Origin of the sequence: Brevundimonas sp. (assembly GCF_035935935.1) — a bacterium.
GTDB lineage: Bacteria > Pseudomonadota > Alphaproteobacteria > Caulobacterales > Caulobacteraceae > Brevundimonas.
The window spans coordinates 112452-135133 of sequence record NZ_DASYWO010000003.1 but is presented as its reverse complement, the minus strand read 5'-3'; the positions used below and the strand labels follow the sequence as shown (position 1 = coordinate 135133).

General features: G+C 68.1%; 17 protein-coding genes. 7 read left to right on the top strand and 10 right to left on the bottom strand.

Features of this window, described 5'->3' with window-relative positions:
- Together VGR32_RS02625 and VGR32_RS02620 are read right to left on the bottom strand one after the other, a co-directional pair.
- On the bottom strand, positions 1-1782 hold the full coding sequence (locus VGR32_RS02625; RefSeq protein ID WP_327447758.1) for an acyl-CoA dehydrogenase C-terminal domain-containing protein: 1782 nt from the start codon (positions 1780-1782) through the stop codon (positions 1-3).
- Between the two features lie 3 nt (positions 1783-1785).
- On the bottom strand, positions 1786-2292 hold the full coding sequence (locus VGR32_RS02620; protein WP_327447756.1) for a MerR family DNA-binding transcriptional regulator: 507 nt from the start codon (positions 2290-2292) through the stop codon (positions 1786-1788).
- A gap of 89 nt (positions 2293-2381) precedes the next feature.
- Here VGR32_RS02620 and VGR32_RS02615 point away from each other — a divergent pair, with 89 nt between their 5' ends.
- On the top strand, positions 2382-2492 hold the full coding sequence (locus tag VGR32_RS02615) for a DUF2256 domain-containing protein (RefSeq protein ID WP_414642887.1): 111 nt from the start codon (positions 2382-2384) through the stop codon (positions 2490-2492).
- A gap of 6 nt (positions 2493-2498) precedes the next feature.
- Here VGR32_RS02615 and VGR32_RS02610 read toward each other — a convergent pair whose 3' ends face one another.
- On the bottom strand, positions 2499-2921 hold the full coding sequence (locus VGR32_RS02610; protein WP_327447752.1) for a DoxX family protein: 423 nt from the start codon (positions 2919-2921) through the stop codon (positions 2499-2501).
- A gap of 281 nt (positions 2922-3202) precedes the next feature.
- Entirely contained in the window at positions 3203-4591 is a 1389-nt protein-coding gene (locus tag VGR32_RS02605) for a protein adenylyltransferase SelO (protein ID WP_327447750.1), read from the bottom strand.
- Between the two features lie 191 nt (positions 4592-4782).
- On the opposite strand from VGR32_RS02605, the gene nhaA reads away from it, so the two are divergent.
- Entirely contained in the window at positions 4783-5991 is a 1209-nt protein-coding gene (nhaA, locus tag VGR32_RS02600) for a Na+/H+ antiporter NhaA (protein WP_327447748.1), read from the top strand.
- Positions 5992-6216: 225 nt separating this feature from the next.
- Positions 6217-8838, top strand: coding sequence for a TonB-dependent receptor (locus tag VGR32_RS02595; RefSeq protein ID WP_327447746.1), 2622 nt, complete (start codon positions 6217-6219; stop codon positions 8836-8838).
- A 270-nt stretch (positions 8839-9108) separates the two neighbouring features.
- Here the strand turns inward: VGR32_RS02595 and VGR32_RS02590 are convergent, their stop codons facing one another.
- Both VGR32_RS02590 and VGR32_RS02585 read right to left on the bottom strand, forming a co-directional pair.
- The gene (locus VGR32_RS02590; RefSeq protein WP_327447744.1) at positions 9109-12306 is read right to left on the bottom strand and encodes an efflux RND transporter permease subunit; all 3198 of its coding nucleotides are present in this window, start codon (positions 12304-12306) and stop codon (positions 9109-9111) included.
- Between the two features lies 1 nt (position 12307).
- Positions 12308-13441 carry an efflux RND transporter periplasmic adaptor subunit gene (locus VGR32_RS02585; RefSeq protein ID WP_327447742.1) on the bottom strand — a complete coding sequence of 378 codons (1134 nt, stop codon included), beginning with the start codon at positions 13439-13441 and terminating at the stop codon, positions 12308-12310.
- A 202-nt stretch (positions 13442-13643) separates the two neighbouring features.
- On the opposite strand from VGR32_RS02585, the gene lepA reads away from it, so the two are divergent.
- Positions 13644-15458 carry a translation elongation factor 4 gene (gene lepA / locus VGR32_RS02580; protein ID WP_327447740.1) on the top strand — a complete coding sequence of 605 codons (1815 nt, stop codon included), beginning with the start codon at positions 13644-13646 and terminating at the stop codon, positions 15456-15458.
- A 30-nt stretch (positions 15459-15488) separates the two neighbouring features.
- On the opposite strand, the gene VGR32_RS02575 is transcribed toward lepA, so the two are convergent.
- On the bottom strand, positions 15489-16916 hold the full coding sequence (locus VGR32_RS02575) for a DNA sulfur modification protein DndB (RefSeq protein WP_327447739.1): 1428 nt from the start codon (positions 16914-16916) through the stop codon (positions 15489-15491).
- 420 nt (positions 16917-17336) lie between these two features.
- A complete protein-coding gene (locus VGR32_RS02570) occupies positions 17337-18272 on the bottom strand; it encodes a DUF3883 domain-containing protein (protein ID WP_327447738.1) in 936 nt (311 codons plus the stop codon).
- Between the two features lie 206 nt (positions 18273-18478).
- Between VGR32_RS02570 and VGR32_RS02565 the strand changes: the two genes are divergently transcribed.
- Together VGR32_RS02565 and VGR32_RS02560 are read left to right on the top strand one after the other, a co-directional pair.
- Positions 18479-19267, top strand: a complete 789-nt coding sequence (locus VGR32_RS02565) for a hypothetical protein (RefSeq protein ID WP_327447737.1) — start codon at positions 18479-18481, stop codon at positions 19265-19267.
- A 31-nt stretch (positions 19268-19298) separates the two neighbouring features.
- The gene (locus tag VGR32_RS02560) at positions 19299-20000 is read left to right on the top strand and encodes an SseB family protein (protein ID WP_327447736.1); all 702 of its coding nucleotides are present in this window, start codon (positions 19299-19301) and stop codon (positions 19998-20000) included.
- A gap of 67 nt (positions 20001-20067) precedes the next feature.
- Here the strand turns inward: VGR32_RS02560 and VGR32_RS02555 are convergent, their stop codons facing one another.
- Together VGR32_RS02555 and arsC are read right to left on the bottom strand one after the other, a co-directional pair.
- The gene (locus VGR32_RS02555) at positions 20068-20931 is read right to left on the bottom strand and encodes a class I SAM-dependent methyltransferase (RefSeq protein ID WP_327447735.1); all 864 of its coding nucleotides are present in this window, start codon (positions 20929-20931) and stop codon (positions 20068-20070) included.
- Positions 20928-21272 (bottom strand): arsenate reductase (glutaredoxin), encoded by a 345-nt coding sequence (arsC, locus tag VGR32_RS02550; RefSeq protein ID WP_327447734.1) that lies wholly within the window; start codon positions 21270-21272, stop codon positions 20928-20930. The genes VGR32_RS02555 and arsC overlap by 4 nt, the downstream gene beginning before the upstream one ends.
- A 115-nt stretch (positions 21273-21387) precedes the next feature.
- On the opposite strand from arsC, the gene VGR32_RS02545 reads away from it, so the two are divergent.
- Positions 21388-22644, top strand: a complete 1257-nt coding sequence (locus VGR32_RS02545; RefSeq protein ID WP_327447733.1) for a multidrug effflux MFS transporter — start codon at positions 21388-21390, stop codon at positions 22642-22644.
- Positions 22645-22682: the final 38 nt, after the last annotated feature.

The following is a 22682-nucleotide window of genomic DNA, read 5'->3' as shown; positions in this document are numbered from 1 at the left end:
TCAGAACGCCTCCGCCGGCACGCTCATGAGCACGTCGGCGCCGGTCTTCAGCTTCGCCAGGTGGGCGCCGGCGTCGGGCAGGATGCGCTCGACGAAATAGCGGCCGGTCTGCAGCTTGGTGGCGTAGAACGGATCGTCCGAGCCGGCGTCGACCTTGGCCTGCGCCGCCTTGGCCATCTGCGCCCACATATAGGCCAGCGCCGTCAGGCCGAAGATGTTCAGGTAGTCGGTGGAGGCCGCGCCGGCATTGTCCGGATTGGCCATGCCGTTCTGCATCAGCCACATGGTGGCCTCCTGCAGCTTTTTCTTGCTGTCGGCGAGGCCGTCGACGAAGGGCTTGATCGGACCCTCGCCGCCGTTCTCCGACACGAAGGCGTCGATCTCGGCGAACCAGCTCATGATGGCGCGGCCGCCGTTGGCGGGCAGCTTGCGGCCGACCAGATCCAGCGCCTGAATGCCGTTGGTGCCCTCGTAGATCATGGTGATGCGCGCGTCGCGCAGGTACTGCGACGCGGGGAAGTGCTCGGTGTAGCCCGAGCCGCCATGCACCTGCATGGCCAGCGAGGCGGCGTGGAAGCCCTTGTCGGTCAGGTAGGCCTTCAGTACGGGCGTGAGCAGGCCCATGTAGTCCTTGGCCTTCTGCGCCACGGCCTCGTCCTCGGACTTCTCCAGATCGGCATGCAGGGCCGTCCACAGGATGAAGGCCTGTCCGCCTTCGACGAAGGCCCTGGCCTCCAGCAGCATGCGGCGCACGTCGGGGTGGACGATGATCGGATCGGCCGGGCCGTCGGGGTTCTTCGGCCCCGTCAGGCTGCGGCCCTGCAGGCGGTCCTTGGCGAAGTCGACGGCGGCCTGATAGGCGGCGGTGCCGATGGCCAGGCCTTGCAGGCCCGTGCCGAGGCGCGCCTCGTTCATGACCACGAACATGTTGTTCATTCCGCGGCCTTCTTCCCCGATCAGCCAGCCGGTCGCGTCCTCATAGGCCATGACGCAGGTGGCGTTGCCGTGGATGCCCATCTTCTCTTCCAGGCCCGCGCACTGCACGCCGTTGCGCTCGCCCAAGCTGCCGTCCTCGTTGACCAGGAACTTGGGCACCAGGAACAGCGACAGGCCCTTGATGCCGGCCGGCGCGCCTTCGACGCGCGCCAGGACGGTGTGGATGATGTTCTCGGCGAAGTCGTGCTCGCCGGCCGAGATCCAGATCTTCTGGCCGGTGATCCTGTAGCTGCCGTCGGGCTGGGGGACCGCCTTGGTGCGCACCATGCCGAGGTCGGTGCCGCACTGGGGCTCCGTCAGGTTCATCGTGCCGGTCCATTCGCCGGTCGACATCTTCGGCAGATACTTCCGCTTCAGCTCTTCCGAGGCGTTGGCGTGGATGCCGGCCCAAGCGCCCGCGGTCAGGCCGGGGTACATCGAGAAGGCCGCGCTGGCGCCCGCCGTGAACTGGCCCACCGCCGAGCCGATCACCGACGGCATGCCCTGGCCGCCATAGGCCGGGTCCATCATGAGCGAGGTCCAGCCGGCCTCGACCATCTGGTGATAGGCTTCCTTCCAGCCCTTCGGCGTGGTCACGACGCCGTTCTCGACGCGGCAGCCTTCCTTGTCGCCGGGGTTGTTGATCGGCGCGATCACCTCGTCGGCGAAGCGGCCGGCCTCTTCCAAAACCTGCTGCGCCAGCTCGGCCGACACGTCCTGGAAGCCGGGCTGGTTGGCGTAGCGGTCGATGTCCAGCACGTCGCTCAGGATGAACGTCAGATCGCGGACGGGCGACTTGTAGGCCATGGGTCAGGCTCTCGCTTTGAGGGGATGCAGGCGGGACAGGTGGGCGTCGTGCAGGGGGTCGGGGTTCAGCCGGGCCTTCAGCAGGCTGGCGTATTCCTCGGCGCCGGGCAGCAGGTCGGGGCGGTGCTCGCCCAGGCGCGCCTCCATGACGGCGCAGGCCTCTTCCGCGGTCTGAATGGCGGCGTCCAGATCGTCGCGCTGCTGCTTCAGGGCCTCGATCTGGGCCCTGTGACGCCGCAGGGCCACGGCCATCTGGTGGGCGTTGTGGTCCTTGTGGTCATAGAGGTCGAGCATCTCCTGGATCTCGACCAGCGAGAAGCCGATGCGGCGGCCCCGCAGGATCAGTTTCAGCCGGGCGCGGTCGCGGGCCGAATAGACCCGGGTCTGGCCCTTGCGCGCGGGCGTCAGAAGGCCCTTGTCCTCATAGAAGCGCAGCGCCCGCGCCGTGGCCCCGAACTCGCGGCACAGCTGGCGGATCGAATAGGTGCGATGGTCGTCGGCGCTCGCCATGGCGACGGCTTATCGAAAGTTGACGCGGACGTAAAGGGAAGCCTGTGGCGCGCGAGCACGTCAACGAGGCCGGCGCACGAAAGTCGGACCTGCCGCAGAAGGTTTGCGCCGCGTGCGGCCGGCCGTTCGTCTGGCGCCGCAAATGGGCGCGCGACTGGGAGTCGGTGAAGTTCTGCTCGGATCGCTGCCGCAAGGGCTGAGCGGCGTCAGCGAACCTCGTGCGCCCGCATCCACAGAACGGGCGCGGTCACGGCGATGAGGGCCAGGTTGGTGAAGGCCGGCACGACGTCCAGCGCCGCGGCGTGCACGCCCAGCATGACGGTCTCCAGCCCCAGCAGTCCGACGGCGGCGGTGACCATCAGCGGACGTCCCACGCGCCACGAAGCCAGGGGCGCCAGCAGCAGGACGGCCAGCGTCATCTCGGCGATGCCGAGGCCCTGCACCATCTCCAGCGGGACCTGCGCCGGCCAGCCCATCAGCTCGACCAGGGTCGGCAGCGGCTCGGTCGCCTTGGCCCAGCCGGCGGCGAGGAAGAACATGGAAAGCCAGCCCTGCAAGGTCCACAGGGTGAGGTTGCGGTAGCTGGCGCGCAGGCGGACCTGCGACGGGGAAAGGGTCTGAGAGCTCATTCTCAAAGTCGCCCGGGGAGGGGCGCTCCGATTGTCATTGGTAACAGATGCGATGTCGGATCGCCGCGTCAGACCCGCAAGGGCGAGAAGCTTCAGCGTAACCATCCGTGATCGCCTTCTGCGTGAGCACCGGGGCCGAAGCGTGACCGTATGCATAACAATCCGTAAGGAAGCGTTGCCGCGGCCGGGGCGCCGCATCGAAAAGACGTTCGGGGCGGCCGGATTTCGACCGCGCGGCAAAGCTAGCCGCCCGCTGCTGCCAAGGTGCCGTCAGCAGCGGGTCAGTCGGCGCGGAGACGCGCGATCTTGGCCTCGAACGGACGCCAGTCGTCGTCCCGGTCGATGGCGGCCCAGATGGCTTCGACCTCGTCGATCAGCATCTCCTCGGGCTCCGGCCCGGCGAAACGCGGAGCCTCCAGCCGCTCCGGTCGGTCCGGCTCGTGCTCGAAAAGGGCGAAGCGGAAGTCGGCGAAGGCCTTCGTCTGGTAAAGGGTCGCGCGCGGGCCGGACAGGGCGCGGGCCGACGAGGCGAAGCCGGCGAACCAGTCATGGAACAGCGGCTCCCACCGCAACGCCTCTCCACCCTCGCGCAGGAGGGCCAGGGTGGCGTCCAGCAGTCGCTGGTCCGCCGCCTCGCCGAGGCTGCGGACGCCCAGCCGTTCCAGAAAGGCGGCGCGAAGATGCCGGATGTAGGCGGGACCGAACCCGTTGAGGGCGGCGGTGAGGGCCTCCGCGTCCCCGATCGGTTTCAGCGCGCCCCCCAGCTGGGTCAGGGCCCAGAACACCGCTTCGGGCTGGCGGGCGAAGGCATAGAGGCCGAACTGGTCGAAATAGGCGGCGGTGAAGCCGGGCTCATAGTGCGGCAGGAACCGCCACGGGCCGTAGTCGAAGCTCTCGCCGGTGACGTTCAGGTTGTCGGTGTTGAGCACGCCGTGGACGAAGCCCGCGGCCACCCAGCGCGCGGCCAGGCGCGCCGACGCCTCGACCACGGCCGAAAGGAACCGGGCCGCGTCTCCCTCCGGAACCTTCGGGTGGTAGAGCGATCGGGCGTGTTCGAGCAGGGTCTCCAGCTGATCCTTGCGTCCCAGCCAGGCGGCGCGCTGAAAGGTGCCGAAGCGGATGTGGCCGTGCGAGAGCCGCACCAGAACGGCCGAGCGGGTGGGCGACGGTTCGTCGCCGCGCTCAAGCGCCTCGCCGGTCTCGATCAGGCTGAGCGCGCGACTGGTCGGCACGCCCAGCCGCTGCAGCATCTCGGCCGCCAGAACCTCGCGCACGCCGCCCTTCAGCGTCAGCCGTCCGTCGCCGCCCCGGGACCAGGGCGTCTGACCGGAACCCTTGGTGCCAAGATCCATGGGTCTGTTCGAGGCGTCGCGCATCTGCGCCGCCAGAAATCCCCGCCCGTCGCCCAGGTCGGGGTTGTAGGTCCGGAACTGGTGCCCGTGATACCTCATGGCGATCGGGCCGGGCTGGCCGGGCAGGGGCGTGAAACGGCCGAAATGGTCGATCCATTCCGCGTCGCTCAATGTTTCCAGCCCCACCTCCGACGCCGCGCGGTCATTGCGGAAACGCAGGATGGTCTGCGGGAACTCCGCCGCCCGGACCGCATCCCCGTAGTCCGCGCCGAGGTCGAAGAAGCGGGGCTCGGGACGGTAGGCGGGCGCGACGGGCATTCGTCCCAGATGGCGCGGCCGGCGTCGATGGCAAGCGCGGCGGCTTGAACGTCGCGTCGCGGCGGGTATTCAGGACGGCAGAGATCAGGCCCGGGCGGAGCTCGCGCGGGCCAGGCCGGCGTCCTCGGGCGAACCCGGTCCGGCGCCCGTCGATAACCTGGCGCCCCGACCTTTCGTGATCCGGAGGCCGCATGGCGCGCAGATTGACGCTTCAGTTCCTCAAGACCGAGGCCGGCTCGGGGGCCGTGCTCGGCGTCGCCGCCCTGATCGGGCTGATGCTGGCGAACTCGCCGCTGGCCGCGGACTATTTCGCCTTCCTGAAGGGCGAGCAGGTGCTTCAGGTCGGCCCCTCGGTCCTGGAGATGTCCGTCTCCGAATGGATCAAGGAAGGCCTGATGGCGATCTTCTTCCTCGTCGTGGGGCTGGAGATCAAATACGAGATTCTGCGGGGTGAACTGAGCGATCCCCGGAAATTGGCGACGCCGGTTCTGGCCGCCCTGGGCGGCATGATCGGGCCGGGGCTCGTGTATCTGGTCGTGGCGGGCGCCCTCGGCGGTCCGGCGCAGGGCTGGCCCATTCCGCTGGCGACGGACATCGCCTTCGCCCTGGCCGTGTTCGCCGTCTTCGCCCGGACGCTGCCGTCGTCCCTGCGCGTCTTTCTGCTGACTCTGGCCATCGTCGACGACCTGGGCGCGATCGCGCTGATCGCGGTTCTGTTTTCCGAAGGGGTGGTCTGGACGCACCTTCTGTGGGTGGCAGGTCTGCTGACCCTCGGCGCCGTCTTCGCGCACTGGCGCAAGATCCCCGCGCCGTTCTGGGTGCTGGGCTTCGGCCTGACGTGGTGGCTGACGGTGCAGGCGGGCCTGTCGACGTCGCTGACGGCGGTCGCCTTCGCCGCGATCGTGCCCATCGCCGAGCGACGCGACGGGCAGTCGCCGCTGAAGGAGGCCATGCACGACCTGCACCCCTACGTCGCCTACGTGATCCTGCCGATCTTCGCCTTCGCCAAGGCCGGCGTCGGCTTCGCCGGGATCGGACCGGAGCAGTTGACGGCGCCGCTGGTGATCGGGATCGCTCTGGGCCTGTTCGCGGGCAAGCAGGTCGGCGTCCTGGCGATGGCCTGGCTGGCGTCGGCGCTGAAGGTCGGCAAGCGGCCTACCGGCGCCACCTGGCTGGAGATCTACGGCGTCAGCCTGCTGTGCGGCGTCGGCTTCACCATGAGCCTGTTCATCGGCGCCCTGGCCTTTCCGGGACCGATCGACTCCGTCGAGCAGGTGGAGGTCAAGCTGGGCGTGCTCGGGGGCTCGATCCTGTCCGCCCTGGTCGGCGGTCTCGTGCTGGCCTGGGCAGGCCGGCGGCGCAAGGAGAAGGCCGCGACCCGTCCGAATACTGACCCGTGACGCACGAATATTGACCCTGCGTCAGCGGTTTCCGTCGCTTTCTTGTCACAGTGACGGCATCGCTGCGGCCGGGGCGCGGCCGTAACGCGGCGTTATCCTTGTCCGGCGACACCTGTTGGATTACCCCGGACGTTGGCGACCACCGTCACGCCTGAGAAGGACGGGGTCATTGGGATTGGGAACGTCCCGGCCGCTTCCGGCCGGGCTCTAGGAGCCGGGATAGACATGCGTCTGAACCACATTCTTCGCACCACCGTGTCCGCCGCCGTCGTCGGCGCGGCCGTCTTCGGGGCCGGCGCCGTCGCTGCCCAGGAACAGGAAGTCACGCGCGTCGACGACATCATCGTCACCGCGCAGAAGCGTGAGCAGAGCCTGCAGGACGTGCCGATCGTGGTCACGACCCTGTCGGAGGAGCTGCTGGAAGACGCGGGCGTCCGCGACATCAAGGACCTGCAGATCCTGACGCCGGGCATGACCGTGACGTCGACCCAGTCGGAAGCCTCGACCACCGCGCGCATCCGCGGCGTCGGCACCGTCGGCGACAACCCCGGCCTGGAAAGCTCGGTCGGCGTGGTGATCGACGGCGTCTACCGTTCGCGCAACTCCGTCGGCTTCGGCGATCTGGGCGAGCTGAGCCGCATCGAGGTGCTGAAGGGGCCGCAGGGCACCCTGTTCGGCAAGAACACCTCGGCCGGCGTGATCAACATCATCACCGAGCAGCCCTCGTTCACGCCGGAGTGGGAGGCTGAAGCCACCATCGGCAACTACGACGCCCGGGCCGTCTCGGGCTCGGTGTCCGGTCCGCTGACCGACACGCTGGCGTTCCGCCTGTACGCCGGCCGCCGTCTGCGCGACGGCTTCTATGAGGTGAACACCGGCGACGGCCCACGCACCCTGCGCGACGACGCGAACCAGGACTTCGGCACGGTTCGCGGGCAGCTGCTGTGGCTGCCCAACGAGAACACCTCGCTGCGTCTGATCGCCGATTACTCAAGGCGTGACGAATACTGCTGCGTCGGCGTGCAGGTCCGGACGGGCCCGACCTATCCGTTCATCGACGCAACCTCGGCCGGGACGGGCCAGCGGCCGCCGGCTCCGGGCTTCGGCTTCCTGCCGTTCTCGCGCCAGGCCTTCGCCAACCGCGACACCTTCACCGACATCGAGGACAAGGGCGTCTCGCTCGAAGCGAACATCGACATGCCGTCTCTGTTGGGCGGTGCGACGCTGACCTCCATCACGGCGTGGCGCGACTGGTCGTCCGACGTCGGCATGGACATCGACTACACCGGCGCCGACATCGCCTACCGTCCCCAGGACGGCGGCTACGGCTACTCGGTCGAGAACCTCAGCCAGGAACTGCGTCTGGCCGGTTCGACGGACCGTCTCGACTGGCTGGTCGGCCTGTTCGCGACGACCGAGGACATCGACCGCCAGGACAGCTTCTGGTTCGGCGACGACTATGGCCCCGTGCTGTCGTTCCAGCTGTCGGCCGCGCTGAACGGCGCCAACCCGCTGATCCCGGTCAGCCCGTCGATCATTCCCTGCTTCACCCGGCCGGGCCAGACCGCGTTGCAGCTGCAGCAGTGCCTCGGCACCGGCGGAGCCGTGTTCGGCGCCACCGGTCCGACGGCCGTCCCGCCCGGGCCGACGTTCGCCGCCGGGCAGAGCCTGTCGGACCGTTACAGCCAGAAGTCCGACTCGATCGCGATCTTCACCAACAACACCTTCCGGGTGACGGATCAGTTCGACATCACGCTGGGCCTGCGCTTCACCAGCGACAAGAAGGAGCTGACGGGCCTGCAGGACAACCTCGGCGCCAACCAGGGCGTCTGCGCGGCCGGTCTGGCCAACGCCGCGGCCATCACCACCGTCGTGGGCGCCGCCAACGCGCCGCAGATCCTCGGCCGTCTGTGCCTGCCGTGGTCCAACCCCTTCTACGACAATCGCACCATCAGCGAGGATGTGTCCGACGAGGAGATCTCGGGCACGATCAAGGCCGCCTACCGCCTGAACGACTCCATCATGGCGTATGCGTCCTACGCGCGCGGCTACAAGAGCTTCGGCTACAACATGGACCGCGTGCAGACGGGCGTGACGCCGAACGCGTCGCTCTTCTTCCCCTCGGAAATGGTCGACAGCTACGAAGCCGGCGTGAAGATGACGCTGCTGGACCGCACCCTGCTGCTGAACGTCACCTACTTCGACCAGCGCTTCGAGGACTTCCAGCTCAACACCTTCCTCGGCACCGCCTTCGTGGTGGAATCCATCCCGGAGCTGAACTCGAAGGGCGTCGACGCGGACTTCCTGTGGTTCACCCCGATCGAGGGCCTGAGTCTGCAGGGCGGCGTCACCTACACTGACGCCCAGTACGGCGAGTTCACCGCGGCCGATCTGTTCAACCCGGCCAACTTCCCGGGCCTGTCGCTGCTGCCGGGCTCACGCCCGTCGTTCGCGCCGGAATGGTCGGTGGTCGGCGGCATCAACTTCGACCGTTCGCTGGGCGGCGGCCTGCGCGGCGGGTTCAGCCTGAACGGCAAGTGGATGAGCGAGTACAACACCGGCTCGGACCTGCTGCCGTACAAGATGCAGGACGACTACGCCGTCGTGAACGGCCGCATCTCGCTGGGCACCGAGGACGAGCGCTGGACGCTTGAACTGTGGGCCCAGAACCTGACCGACGAGGAGTACACCCAGGTCGCCTACAACGGCTTCCTGCAGGGCTCGGGCTTCTCGACCGTGCAGCAGCCGGACGGCAGCTTCTACAACCCGGCGACCGACAGCCAGACGATCGACGCCTTCCTGGGCGCGCCGCGCACCTACGGCATGACCCTGCGCTTCCGCTACTGATCCGCGGACGAACGACCTGAGACGAACCGGCCGGGGGCGACCTCGGCCGGTTTTCTTTTGGGCGGACGCCGTCGGCAAGCGATCACGGGCGCCGAATGGTGTTGAAGTTCCGCCTTGCCCGGTCACGTCGCCGATCGAGGCGGCGTCCTCCCGCACTGACGGCCGCGGCGGCCGCAGCGGCGGGCTCGCCGGCGGTCGGTCGGAGCTCCGGCGAAGAAAGGGCCGCCCCCTGCGGAGCGGCCCTTCGAGGCGTGCGGCGCTCGCGGCCGGTCAGTCGGCGGCGGCTTCCCGCGGCTCGGGATCCCTCTGGCCGCCGAACATACGCGCCATGCGGCCGGTGATGCGGCTCTTGAGCCCATCGATCACGGAGAAGACAACCGGCACGAACAGCAGCGACAGGGCCGTGGATGTGATCAGGCCGCCGATCACCGCGATGGCCATCGGGCTGCGGAAGGCGGTGCCCTCGCCGAACGCCATGGCGATCGGCAGCATCCCCAGACCCATGGCGAAGGTCGTCATGATGATGGGTCGGGCGCGCTTGTGCGCGGCGTCGATCAGCGCCTCGTTGCGCGTCATGCCGCCCTTCATGGCCATGATGGCGTAGTCGACCAGAAGGATGGAGTTCTTCGCCGCGATCCCGGTCAGCATGATGATGCCGATCAGCGCCGGCATGGACATCGACTTGCCCGTGATCAGCAGCGCCAGGAAGGCGCCGCCGAACGACACCGGCAGGGCCGCCAGAATGGTGATCGGGTGGAAGAAGCTGCCGAACAGCAGCACCAGCACGACGTACATCAGCAGGATGCCCGTCACGATGGCGAACATGAAGCCCAGCCCCAGTTCCTGGAAGCTTTCCTCGTCGCCCGACGGCTGCTTGGCCACGCCTTCCGGCAGGTTCTGCATCGCCGGCAACTGATCGATCGCCGTGGTCGCCTGCGTCAGCGTCATGTCCGTCAGTTCGGCCGTGATGTTGGCCACGCGCCGGCGATCCAGACGGTCGATCTGGTTCGGGCCGGCCCCGAAGCTGATGTCCGCCACCGCGGACAGGGGCACCACGGCGCCCGAGGCCGTCGGCACCTTCAGGTTCTGGAGCGTGCCCAGATCCTGACGGGCGTCCTCGCGCAGCATGACGCGGATCGGCACCTGACGGTCGCCCAGATTGAACTTGGGCAGCAACTGGTCGGCATCGCCCAGCGTCGCGACGCGGGCCACCTGGCTGATGTCCGCGGACGACACGCCCTGCAGGGCGGCGATGTCGGCCTTGGGCGTGATCAGGATCTCCGGCCGCACCAGTGAAGACGAAGAGATGACGTTGGAGATGCCGTCGATGCCGCGCATCTCCCGCTCCACCCGCGCCGCCGCAGGCTCCAGCACCGCCGCGTCGTCGCCGACCAGGGCGATGGTCAGCATGCCGGAGCCGCCGCCAGCCACGCCGAACTGGATCCGGGCGCCCGGCACACGCGCCAGGACCGGCCCCATCTTCCGCTCGAACTCCTGCTGGGTCAGCGAGCGCTCGGCCCGCTTCTTCAGATTGACGGTCATGTTGGCCTTGCGGACCTCGCCCGCGCCGCCCCCGCCGCCGGGGCCGAAGCTGACGGTGGCCGAGCCGATGGAGGAGTAGACCGAGCTGACCTCGGGCTGTTTCATCAGCTCCTCGGTGATGTGTCCGACCGCCTCGTCCGTTTCCTCCAGAGTGGTGCCGGGAGCCATCTGCACCGTCACCGTCGACCGCGAGATGTCCTCCACCGGGATGAACTCGCCCGGAATCTGGGTCGCCAGGAAGATCGAGAAGACGAAGAACACCGTCCCCATGCCCAGCACCCAGACGCGGTGGTCGAACAGCCGCCACAGGACCTTGCGCCGCAGGACGCCGCCGCGGCGGGCCTTGCGGTCCGCGATCAGCTCTTTCGACGCCGAGGTGCCCTGGGTCCAGCGAAGCGCACGCAGGTAGGGACCCATCCAGAACGGGTCGCCGTGTTCCTTGCCTTGATCCCGCTTCAGCAGATAGGCGCCCATCAGCGGCGTCAGCGTGCGGGCCACGACCAGCGAGAAGAAGACGCTGACGCAGGCCGCGATGGCGAAACTCTTGAAGAACTGGCCGACCACGCCCGGCATGAAGCCGGTGGGCGCGAAGACGGCGATCAGGGTGGCGGTGGTCGCGACGACGGCGAGGCCGATCTCGTCCGCCGCCTCGATCGCGGCAGGGTAGGGCGCCTTTCCGTCGCGGATGTGCCGAACGATGTTCTCGATCTCCACGATGGCGTCGTCGACCAGCACGCCGATCGTCAGCGACAGCGCCAGCAGGCTGACGACGTTGAGCGACTGGCCCGTCAGGTCCATGACCCAGAAGGTCGGGATCAGCGACAGGGGAATGGCGCAGGCGCAGATGATCGTCGCCCGCCAGTCGCGCAGGAAGATGAACACCACGGCGACGGCCAGCAGGGCGCCCAGCAGCAGGGTTTCGACCGAGGCGTGGAAGTTGTTGATCACGTCCTGGGTGGTGTTGGCCACCTCCTCGATCGTCACGTCGGCCCGCTCGGCGTCCAGCTTTTCCAGCTCGGCGACGGCGCGGTGATAGACGTCGACCTCGGACGAGCCGATGGCGCGCGAGACGCCGAAGCCGACGACCTCCTGGCCGTTGAAGCGGGCGCGGCCGCGTTGTTCCGACCACTCGTCGGTGACCTCGCCCAGGTCGCCGAGGCGAACGGTGCGGCCGGCGACGGGGATGAGGGTCTCGCGCAGCTGATCCACCGTCTGGGCGGATCCGACGGTGCGGATCGCCTGTTCGGTCCCGCCGACCTCGCCCCGCCCGCCCGGCAGGTTGATGTTCTGCGCCCGAAGCTGGTTCGACACGGCCGATGCGGTGACGCCGAACGCCTCCAGACGCGCCGGATCCAGCTTGATCCGGATTTCGCGGCTGACGCCGCCGTCGCGGCTGACCTGGCTGATGCCGCGGATGGCCAGCAGGCGCTTGGACACCGTGTCGTCGACGAACCAGCTCAGCTCCTCCGGGCTCATGCCCGGGGCGCGCACCACGAAGTTGGCGAAGGGAATGGCTGTGAACTCGATGCGCTGGACGATCGGCTCCTGCACGTCCGCGGGCAGCTGCTGGCGGATGCGGCTGACGGCGTTGCGGACGTCGTTGGTGACCTTCTCGAGATCGACGCCCAACTGGAATTCGATCGAGGTGGTCGAGACGCCCTCGTTCACCACGGAGGTGATGTGGCGCACCTGACCGAGGCCCGCGACGGAGTCCTCGATCATCCGGGTGACTTGGGTCTCCATCTCTGTCGGCGAGGCGCCGGCCTGCACGATGGTGACCGCCACGACCGGCAGATCGACGTCGGGGAAGTTGTTGGTCCGCAGATTGAAATAGCTGCCGATGCCGGCGATCGTCAGGACCACGAACATCAGGATGATCGGGATCGGATTCCGGATCGACCACGATGAGATGTTGTTGAAGTTCATCTCAGCCGGCCTTCTTGCCTGAGGCGGACGCCGCCGGAGCGGCGGCCGGGCGGGACGTGCCCACGGTCACCTGATCCCCGTCGCCGAGGAAGCCGGCGCCGGAGACCACCACGCGTTCGCCGGCGCGCAGGCCCGTCACGGCCAGGTCCGGACCCTGACGGGCGCCCGTGGTGACGGCGCGGAAGGCCACCGCGTTGTTGGCGCCGATGACGTAGACCCCGGCCTTGCCTTCCCGATAGACGATGGCGCTGGACGGCACGACGAATGCCGGCTGGGCGCCGACGTTGATTTCCGCCCGCGCGAACATGCCTGGGCGCAACGCGGCGTTGCCCGGCAGCGCGACGCGCGCCACGCCCAGACGGGTTTCCGGGTCGACCTCGGGCGTCACGATGCGCACGGTTCCGACGACCGAGCCCGCCTCTTCCGAGACGATCGTCGCGGTCTGGCCTGCGCGGACCAGCGGCAGGTCGGCCTCGGGCACCTGCGCGTCGAGCTCAAGGCGGCCGTCGCGGACCATGCGGAACAATTCGGTCCCCGGCTGGACGATCTGGCCCCGGGTGACGCTGCGGCTGATGATCCGGCCCGACACGGGCGCGCGGATGACGGTCTGCGACAGACGCGTGCGCGATTCCGACAGGGCGGCCTGTGCCGATTGCAGCGCGGCTGCGGCGGCGCGCTGATTGGCGGTGGCGGTGTCCAGCGAGGCCTGGGACAGGTAGCCGCGCTCCTTCAGCTCCTGCGCGCGGGCGAGAGCGGCCTCGTCGCGGGCCAGATTGGCGCGGGCGGTGGCGACCTGCGCCTCCTGCTGGCGGACCTGGGCGCGCAGCACGCTGTCGTTCAGCTGCACCAGGGGCTGGCCTTGACGCACGTACGCGCCTTCGTCGACGTAGACGGCGGTGGCCACCAGGCCGCCGGTCTCGGCGCCGACCGGCACCTCTTCCCACGGCGAGACGCTGCCGGACGCGGTCAGTACGCGCGGCAGGTTCACCAGCCGCACGGTCGCCGCCGTCACGGTCTGGCGACCGCGGGTCTCGTCGGCCTTGGCCGTTTCCTCGCCGTGCCCGCCGCAGGCGGCCAGTACGGCCAGCATCGCAAGCCCGACGGCCACGACGCCCAATCGACGCGCAATCTTCACGAGACACCTCAAGGTTCAGGAAGTCGGTGGAAGGGGAGGTCCACCGTCGTTGACAAGCGGCTCCTTACTCTCTTCGGCGGCCAATCCCAAGGGGGGTCGGCCGCCGTTACGCAAAACTAATGTTGCGGCGCGTGACCGCGGCCGCAAGGGCATGGGGCGGCGCCGTGGCGCCCGCGCGCGGCCCATGCTACCGCGCGCGGCGATGACCAGCCCCAAGACCCCCATCGACCGCATCCGCAACTTCTCCGTCGTCGCCCACATCGACCACGGCAAGTCGACGCTCTCCGATCGCCTCATCCAGACGACCGGGGGACTGACCGCGCGAGAGATGACGAGCCAAGTTCTTGATTCTATGGAGATAGAACAGGAGCGAGGCATCACGATCAAGGCGCAGACGGTGCGTCTGAACTATCGGGCCAAGGACGGGCTCGACTACGTCTTGAATCTCATGGACACGCCCGGGCACGTCGACTTCGCCTACGAGGTCAGCCGGTCGCTGGCGGCTTGTGAGGGAAGTCTGCTGGTGGTCGACGCGTCGCAGGGGGTCGAGGCCCAGACGCTGGCGAACGTGTATCAGGCGATCGAGAACGACCACGAGATCGTGCCGGTCCTGAACAAGATCGACCTGCCGGCCGCCGAGCCGGAGCGCGTGCGCGCCCAGATCGAGGAGGTCATCGGCATCGACGCCTCGGACGCCGTGATGTGCAGCGCCAAGTCCGGCATCGGCATCGAGGACGTGCTGGAGGCCATCGTCACCCGCCTGCCGGCGCCCAAAGGCGACCCGGACAAGCCGCTGAAGGCCATGCTGGTCGACGCCTGGTACGACCCCTATCTGGGCGTCGTCCTGCTGGTGCGCGTCTTCGACGGCGTCCTGAAGGCCGGCCAGCGGGTCAAGTTCATGCAGAACGGCACGACCCATCTGGTCGACCGCGTCGGCGTCTTCCTGCCCAAGAACACCCCGGTCGACGGCCTGTCGGCCGGTGAGGTCGGCTTCATCACCGCCCAGATCAAGGAGGTCGCCCACGCCGCCGTCGGCGACACCATCACCGACGAGAAGAAGCCCACGGCCGAACCGCTGAAGGGGTTCAAGGAGGTGCAGTCGGTGGTCTTCTGCGGCCTGTTCCCGGTCGACGCCGCCGACTTCGAGGACCTGCGCGCCGCCATCGCCCGCCTGCGCCTGAACGACGCCAGCTTCACCTACGAGATGGAATCCAGCGCGGCCCTGGGCTTCGGCTTCCGCTGCGGCTTCCTGGGCCTGCTGCATCTGGAGATCATCCAGGAGCGCCTGTCCCGCGAGTTCAACCTGGACCTGATCGCGACCGCCCCCAGCGTGGTCTACAAGATCCACCAGCGCGACGGCACGGTCGTCGACCTGCACAACCCGGCCGACCTGCCCGACGTGATGCAGATCCTCGAGATCCACGAACCGTGGATCAAGGCCACCATCCTGACTCCCGACGAATATCTGGGCGGGGTCATCAAGCTGTGTCAGGACCGCCGCGGCGAGCAGAAGGAGCTGTCCTACGTCGGCACGCGCGCGCTGGTGGTCTATGAGCTGCCGCTGAACGAGGTGGTGTTCGACTTCTACGACCGGCTGAAGTCCATCTCCAAGGGCTACGCCAGCTTCGACTATGAGCTGACGGACTACAAACAGGGCGACCTGGTGAAGATGAGCATCCTCGTCAACGCCGAGCCGGTCGACGCCCTGTCCATGCTGGTCCACCGCGGCCGGGCCGAGACCCGCGGCCGCGGCATGGTCGAGAAGATGAAGGAGCTGATCCCGCCGCACATGTTCCAGATCCCGATCCAGGCGGCGATCGGCGGCAAGATCATCGCCCGCGAAACCGTCCGCGCCCTGCGCAAGGACGTGACCTCAAAGTGCTACGGCGGCGACGCCACGCGGAAGAAGAAGCTGCTGGAGAAGCAGAAGGCCGGCAAGAAGCGCATGCGCCAGTTCGGCAAGGTCGAGATCCCGCAGGAAGCCTTCATCGCCGCGCTGAAGATGGACGAGGATTGAGGGGGACAGCCCGCTCAATCCTCGCAGGCCCTACTTAAAATGACGGTTCGGAAGTTTCAGCTTCCAGCGGATCATATCCGCCAGGATCGGGTAGACGTCGTTGTGTTTATTGCTAAAGCGCATCAAGCCGCCTTGATGGGAGCCAAGATCTCGGTTTGCCTCTCCGGAAACTTCCCCTTGGTCCGGAAGATATGTCGCGAGCCCAGAGATTTCCGCCGCGGATCGCTCTTCGTCGCTTAGTTGATAGAACCGCCACATAGGGTTGGCGTGGTTAAAATCGACTTCGTTCAGGCGACTGAACAGAGTGGCTAACAGCGTGTCGCCATTGTCGGGACGTCTGTTTGAAAAGGCCAGATCAAACACGACCTTGGCGATGCCTTTTAGAACGACAGGCTGCGCGGCCACTGTGGCCAGTTTCGCGCCGGGCTGGTTGAAACCCGGAATAGATAGGATCGCCGTCCACATCCGAGAGACCGCCTCCACACGAGGCTCGATGACCGCAGGTGTTGCGCCTCCAATATTCGACTTGTTGAGGAATGCTAGCGCGTTAATCGCGGCAATATCTTTTCTTGCGAGGCATCCGTCGTCGAGCGTCCAATTAGATTGTTCGCTCTCGCAATCCTGAAGGCCAAGTTCCCCAATTAGTACGTCATCGATGAACTTAGTAACAGGGTTCGATCCATCGAATTTCAGCGAGAGAGACCGAGTGACTTTCTTTCCAAGGTTGTTCAGATCATGAAAGAGCTGCCTCTCTTGTTCTATCGAGAGGCCAAGATGGAGTTCTATCTTTACACTCGCGAAACTGTGTGAGCATTCCATTGCTTCCATCCATACAACCATTTCCTCGGAAGGAACTTGGCCGCGGCCAGTATACAAGTTATTTCGGGCCGGATAGTTGCCAGACTTCAATACACCGTCAAGAAACTCGGCGACTATTTGGCCTCCCATGAGGCGGTGTTGCCCATCGATCATCCACCAGCGGAAATGACGAGGGAGATATACTTGAAAGCCTCTTGTCTCGCCATTTGACGAAGCGATGCGTTCTGCGCGAACCGACGGCTTTTCCGGGTCGATGTCACGGATGTTTGCCACGAAAGGCTGCAACGAGAAGTAAGGCTGGGAGCCGAGTTGATGCAGGACATTCGTAAAAGCCGCGGGGATCGGTTTGCCCTGCAGTCGCCGGCGCGCCATCGCGGCATTCACAAGGCCCTTGAGCATGTACACGCCCAGCCCGCGCGCATGGCTTTGATCCAGCGGGCGCTGCGCAACCTCACCTCTCTCCGGATCATTGGCCACCGAAGACCATTTGATGAGCTTGGCCAGAGGAATGTCTGTGACCCAGGTCATCCGCCCAAGATTGTACCCTACGGACACCGTGAAGGGCTCCTCATCGGTGGCGCTGAAGTTCATCATTTGATCCAAGCTGCCTGTCTCGATGAGGCTGTCATCGATCGCCATTGGCTTAGGCATTCCTTGCGTATTTCCGAACATGTCCGCTCCAATAAGCCGTTCTGGCATGACAAATCGATAATCCAGGATTAAACCAAAAATACCCCAGGGATAATTGCACGTCAACCCTGGGTGTTTTTCTAAGCATGCGATGGAGATTGCTCGTATACTCTGGGTTTTGGCACCCCCACCTCCGGCCCAGCTGTGTGCCCAGTTGGGGCCAAAGAGCGGGATGGAAAGCGATGGACCGGGCTCGTTGGATCAAAGCCGTCAGCCGCTGCATGAAGCGGGATTGGTGCATCGACACAGCGGATGCTGGACTTGAAGAGCGCGACCTCGATAGTCACTGGCGATCCGGCGATGATCCGGCGGAGTTCGTCGCGTGGTTCGCCGAGAAATACGATCTGATCCGTTTCGAGCCTCTGCCGGTCAGAAGGTCGCTTTCCACGCCTCGGCGGTCAGCCTGACCGAGGCCTCCAGCGGCGGCGGGAGGATGAAGAGGCCGGGCGCGGCCGAGAGGTCGTGGAGGCGGTAGAGGCGCCAGGCGTCGGGGCGTTCCTGAGAGACTTCGCGCTCGGTGCGGGTGACGAAGAAGTCGGTGGTGGGGCCGCCGCGCGTGGCCTTGACCTCGATCAGACGGTCGGAGCCGTCGGGTTCGAAGCTGCGGACGTCGTAGCCGGCGCCGTCGCCGTGGACGTCGGCGGTCCATTCGACCTTCTTGGCGAGGTCCATGCGGTCGGCGGCGATCAGGCGGGCGATCTCGTGGTTCAGCACGTGTTGCTCACCGAGGCGGCCGAGTACGCGGTTGCGGGCGTCGCGGGTGGCGGGGTCGAACTTGCGGACGAGGCGCTGGAGGCCCTCCGGGCGGGAGTGCGCGGGACCGAGCGGGGGCGGGGCGGTGATGGGGAGGACGCTCGGCTCGGCGTCCGGATGTTCGTCGAAAGAGAAGGTCCCGGCAGGCTCGGCAAAACCGGGGGCGTGGTCGCCCCCTCCACCGCCTGCGGCGGTCCCCCTCCCCCGCTCGCGGGGGAGGATCAAGGCGTGCTCGCCGATGTGCCACGCGTCGGGGTGGGTCGAGAGGTAGCGGTCGACGGCCGGGAAGATGGCTGCTTGGATGTTGGGCATGGGCCGGTAGCCACGGATGATCGGAAGGCCGAGCTCGGTCAGGACGGCCGAGACGTTCATGTGCTTGAATTCCACCGACCGGTGGGTGCGCCCGATGCGCTCCATCAGGGCGCGGGCGTGGTGGGCCTTCACATAGGGCTGGCCTGCCTGCTCGGCGGCGAGCATGGCGAAGTGGTCGGCGACGATGAGGTCGAGCTCTTCGTCGGTCCAGTCAGTGCCGATCTTGCCCTGATCCGCCAAGCGCCCCTCCGGAACCGAAGGTTGCCGTAGATGAACCGAAGGGGAAAGGGCCACCTGACTGCACTTCCTTGGACAATCGCATGGACACTGCTTTAACCCGCGTCATGCGACGGCTGGAGACCGTCCATTTCGGGCGCCCCCTCTGATTTTGCTGCGGTTTCGGGAATCGGTCGGACATGGTCGCGGGCGGGGTCAGGCTTGTTTTCATGACCGAAGACATCGAACCGACCGAAACCCCGACCTCCGCCGAACCGCCGCTGGCCCGCACCGATCCGAAGCGGAAGCGGGAATATCGCCCCTACAAGATCCGGGGGCCCGAGACCTGGGCCCTGATCCGCGAGAGCTATCTCTCCGGAGCCTCCGCCAAACAGCTGGCGCGTCGCTATGACGTCACCGAGTGGGCCATCTGGCGGCGCGCGTGGAAGGAGGGCTGGACCAAGCTGGACCGGGTCGAGGCGCGGGCGCCCGACGCCCTGTCTCCGTCACCTCTGCCGGGAGCGCAGTCGGGGGGCGATCCGGCGGCGCTGGCCCGGCGCGCCCTGCTGGGGGTGGAGCACGCCATGGCGGCCGGAAGGCTGGACGAGGCGGCCGATCTGGCGCGGCTGGCGGCGTCGCTGTCGCGGCTGGGAGCGGCGCCGGGCGCAGGGAGTGCGGGCGCGGGCGGGGCGCCGGGCGGGGACTGGGTGTCTCTGGCCGACGTGAAGCGGGCGCTGCTGGGCGGCAGCTTTGCGTCGGAGCTGATGTCGATCGACCCCGACGACCCGACGCCGAACCCGGTGAAGTGGGATTACTGGACCGAGCTGAAGGCGATCAACGACCGGCTGGACGGGGTCAACTTCGCCTGCAAGATGTTCGTTCAGGCGACCGGCGGGCAGGGGGTGGCCTATACCCAGTCCGGCATGCGGGCGGCGCGCGAGGAGGCCGCGCGCTACAAGCTGTGGCGCGAGACGGTGGACGGACAGGCGCCGGTTCCGCCCCTGCCCGACTTGCCCTAGGACGGGGCCGAGACCTTGCCGGAGCCCAGCCATGACCGCCGCCGACTTCACGCCGCTGAACGATCTCGAACGCCTGCTGATCGCGGCGACGGGGGGCGGGGCGGAAGAACGGAAAGCGTTCGAGGCGGCCGTGCTGGAGCACGACCTGTGGGCCGGCGTGCCGGCGGGGGCGGATCCCGCGGGCGATCCCCTGACGCTGGTGACGGGGCGGGCGAAGGACGGCTCGGTGGCCACGGCGCTGTTCACCGCGCGCGAGCGGGTGGCGGCGACCCTGTCCGTGGCGACGCCGGTCAGCTTTCCGGGGCGGGACCTGCTGACCTCGGTGATGGGGCGCGACGCGGTGCTGAACCCCGGGCACGGGCACGGGGTGCGGTGGAGCTCGGCCGCCATCGGCGCGCTGCTGGGCATGACGGCGCCGTCGGCCGCGGTGCGCACGCCCGTGGCCGTGGCCGTGCCGAAGGAGACGCCGAAGGGTCTGGTCGAGGGGGTGACGCGGGCGCTGGGCGCCGCGCCGCAGGTGAAGGGGGCGTGGCTGGCGCTGGCGAAATGGGCCGGGGAGGCGGAGAACGGCTTCCTGCTGGACGTGCGGATCGCGCCGGAAGAGGCGGCGACGCTGCCGGCGCTGATGGACGCGGCGCTGGCGGAGGTGGAGCTGGACGCGCGGCTGGACGTGGTGACGCGCCGGCCGGACGAGGCGGCGGGCGCGGGGCTGGAGCTGATCGCGCCGCGGTGAGCGGCTCCGGCTTCCATGCTGCGCGCGGGGTCACGGTCCCGGCCCGCGAGGCGATCCGCCCCGGCGGTCAGGACCCCCGGGTGACGACGATGGCGACGGAGGTGGTATAGAACCGCTCCAGCGCCAGTTTCAGGTGCGGCTCGGCGCGGTAGGGCGGCAGGTCCAGATAGCGGTCGACGGGGCCGCCGCCGGGGGTCAGGTCCAGCGGGGCGACGTGATGGCCGGCGGCGGTCAGGCGGTCGGCCAGCTCGCGCAGGTCGCGGGCGCGGAACAGGACGGTGCCCTGATGGTCGACGGTGTGCTCGTCCGAGCTGAGGTTGAACTCGGTGGTGTGCACGGCGACGCCGCCGGGCCGCAGCGTGGCCAGAGAGGCCTCGATGAAGTCCAGCCCGGCGGCGAGGGAGCCGAGATGCTCCAGCGCGCAGGCGGACCAGCAGAAGTCGAAGCCGCCCAGGTCCGGGGGGATGGCGGTCATGTCGGCGGGGCGGAAGGCGACGCGGTCGATCAGGACGTCGGGCGGGCAGAGGTCGGGGCGCTGCAGCGGATCCAGCCCGGCGGCGTGCTGGGCGGTCTCGATCCAGCCGACGCCGGCGGCGGCCTCGGCGTGCAGGTCGGTGGCCGTGATGCGGCAGCCGCGGGCGGCGAAATACGCCGGCAGGGGCTCGTGGCCGACGCCGAAGCCGAGGCCGCGGGCGCCCATGCGCAGCAGACCCCGCTCGTGCAGGGCCTGGGCGATGACCGCGAACTCCCAGAGCTTGCGGTGATAGCGCAGGCGCTCGCCGAGGCTGGCGGTCCACCAGGCGAACCAGCCGGTCTCGAAGTCCGACTGGCGGCAGACGGGGGAGCGGTCCAGAGCGCGGGCCGCGGGCCAGGCGTCGGGCGGCGGCACGGGCCGGCCGCGCCAGATCTCTTCCGGGGGGAGAGCGGTCACAGACGGTCCAGCAGGGGGAGGAGCCGCTCGGGCGGGCGGGCGACCACGGCGCCGCGCGGGGTGACGACGACGGGGCGCTCGATCAGCCGGGGGTGGGCGACCAGGGCGTCGAGGATCGCGTCCTCGTCGGCGTCGGGGCCGGGGGCCTCGGGCTCGCCGCGGCGCAGCAGGCCCGACGGCGGCAGGGCCAGCCGGGCCAGCAGGGCCGTCAGCGAGGCGCGGTCGTGGACCCCCGCCAGGTAGTCGACGATCACCGGCTCGATGCCCCGGTCGCGGATCAGCTGAAGCGCCTCGCGCGACTTGGAGCAGCGGGGATTGTGATGCAGTTCGACGGCGGCCATGGGCGGAAGGTGCAGGGGGCGATCGGCGGGGGCAAGCGGTCACGTCGGGTTTCGGGCACGACTTTTTGCAGGTGCGAAGGTTGCGGACCGCGACCGGCGGTCGCATCTGGCCCCGATGACCGCCGAAGCCGCCCCCCTCCCGCCCGTCAGACGCGGCCCCGGATTTCCGGAGTTCGTGGCGCTGGTCGCCTTCCTGATGGCGCTGAACGCCCTGGCGATCGACGCCATGCTGCCCGCCCTGCCGGCGATCGGCGACGCGCTGGGCGTGGCGCGCGAGAACGACCGGCAGTGGATCATCACCGCCTATCTGCTGGGCTTCGGCGTGGCGCAGGTGGTCTATGGGCCGCTGGCGGACCGGTACGGGCGCAAGCCGATCCTGATGCTGGGCGTGGGTCTGTACGTCGCCTTCGCGGCCATGGCGGCGTTCGCCCAGACGTTCGAGACGCTGATCGTCGCGCGGCTGGGCTGCGGACTGGGCGCCGCGTCGCTGCGGGTGCTGGCGGTGTCGATCGTGCGCGATCGCTATGAGGGGCGGACGATGGCGCGGGTGATGAGCCTGAGCTTTCTCGTCTTCCTGGGCGTGCCGATCATCGCTCCGAGCGTGGGGGCGGCGATCCTGACGGTGGCGCCGTGGCCTTGGATCTTCGGCGTGCTGGCCATCTCCGGCGCCGCGGTGATGCTGTGGGCGGCGATCCGGCTGCCGGAGACGCTGAAGCCGGAAGATCGGTTGCCGATCCGGCCGTCGCGCATCGCCGGCGCCTTCCGCGAGGCGCTGACCGAGCGGCAGTCGCTGGGCTACACCCTGGCGATGACGGCGATCACGGCGGCCCTGTTCGGCTTCCTGAACTCGTCCCAGCAGGTGTTCGCCCACGTCTTCGACGCGGAGGCCGCCTTTCCCCTGGTGTTCGCGGCGATCGCGTCGGGCATCGCGGCGGCCAGTCTGCTGAACGCCACCTTCGTGGAGCGCTTCGGCAGTCGAATGCTGTCGCACTGGGCCCTGATCGGCTTCACGGCGGTGGCGTCCGTGCACGCGGCGATCTCCATGGCGGGGCATGAGACCATCTGGGTGTTCGGGGTGCTGCAGGGGCTGACGATGTTCTGCTTCGGGTTCGTGGCCGGGAATTTCGGCGCCATGGCGATGGAGAAGATGGGCCACATCGCCGGCACGGCCAGCTCGGCGCAGGGCTTCATTTCCACGACGTTCGGCTCCATCGCCGGCTTCGTCATCGGCCAGCAGTTCGCGGGGACGGCGACGCCGATGATCCTGGGCATCGCCACGTGCGGCGCGATAGCCCTGGCCTGCGTCTTCTGGGCCGAGCGCGGCAAGCTGTTCCAGTCGCATCACGCGAGCGTGCGCGCCGCCGAGGCTTGACCTCCGGGCGACGGAGGGGGTTGATCCGCCTCCCGATG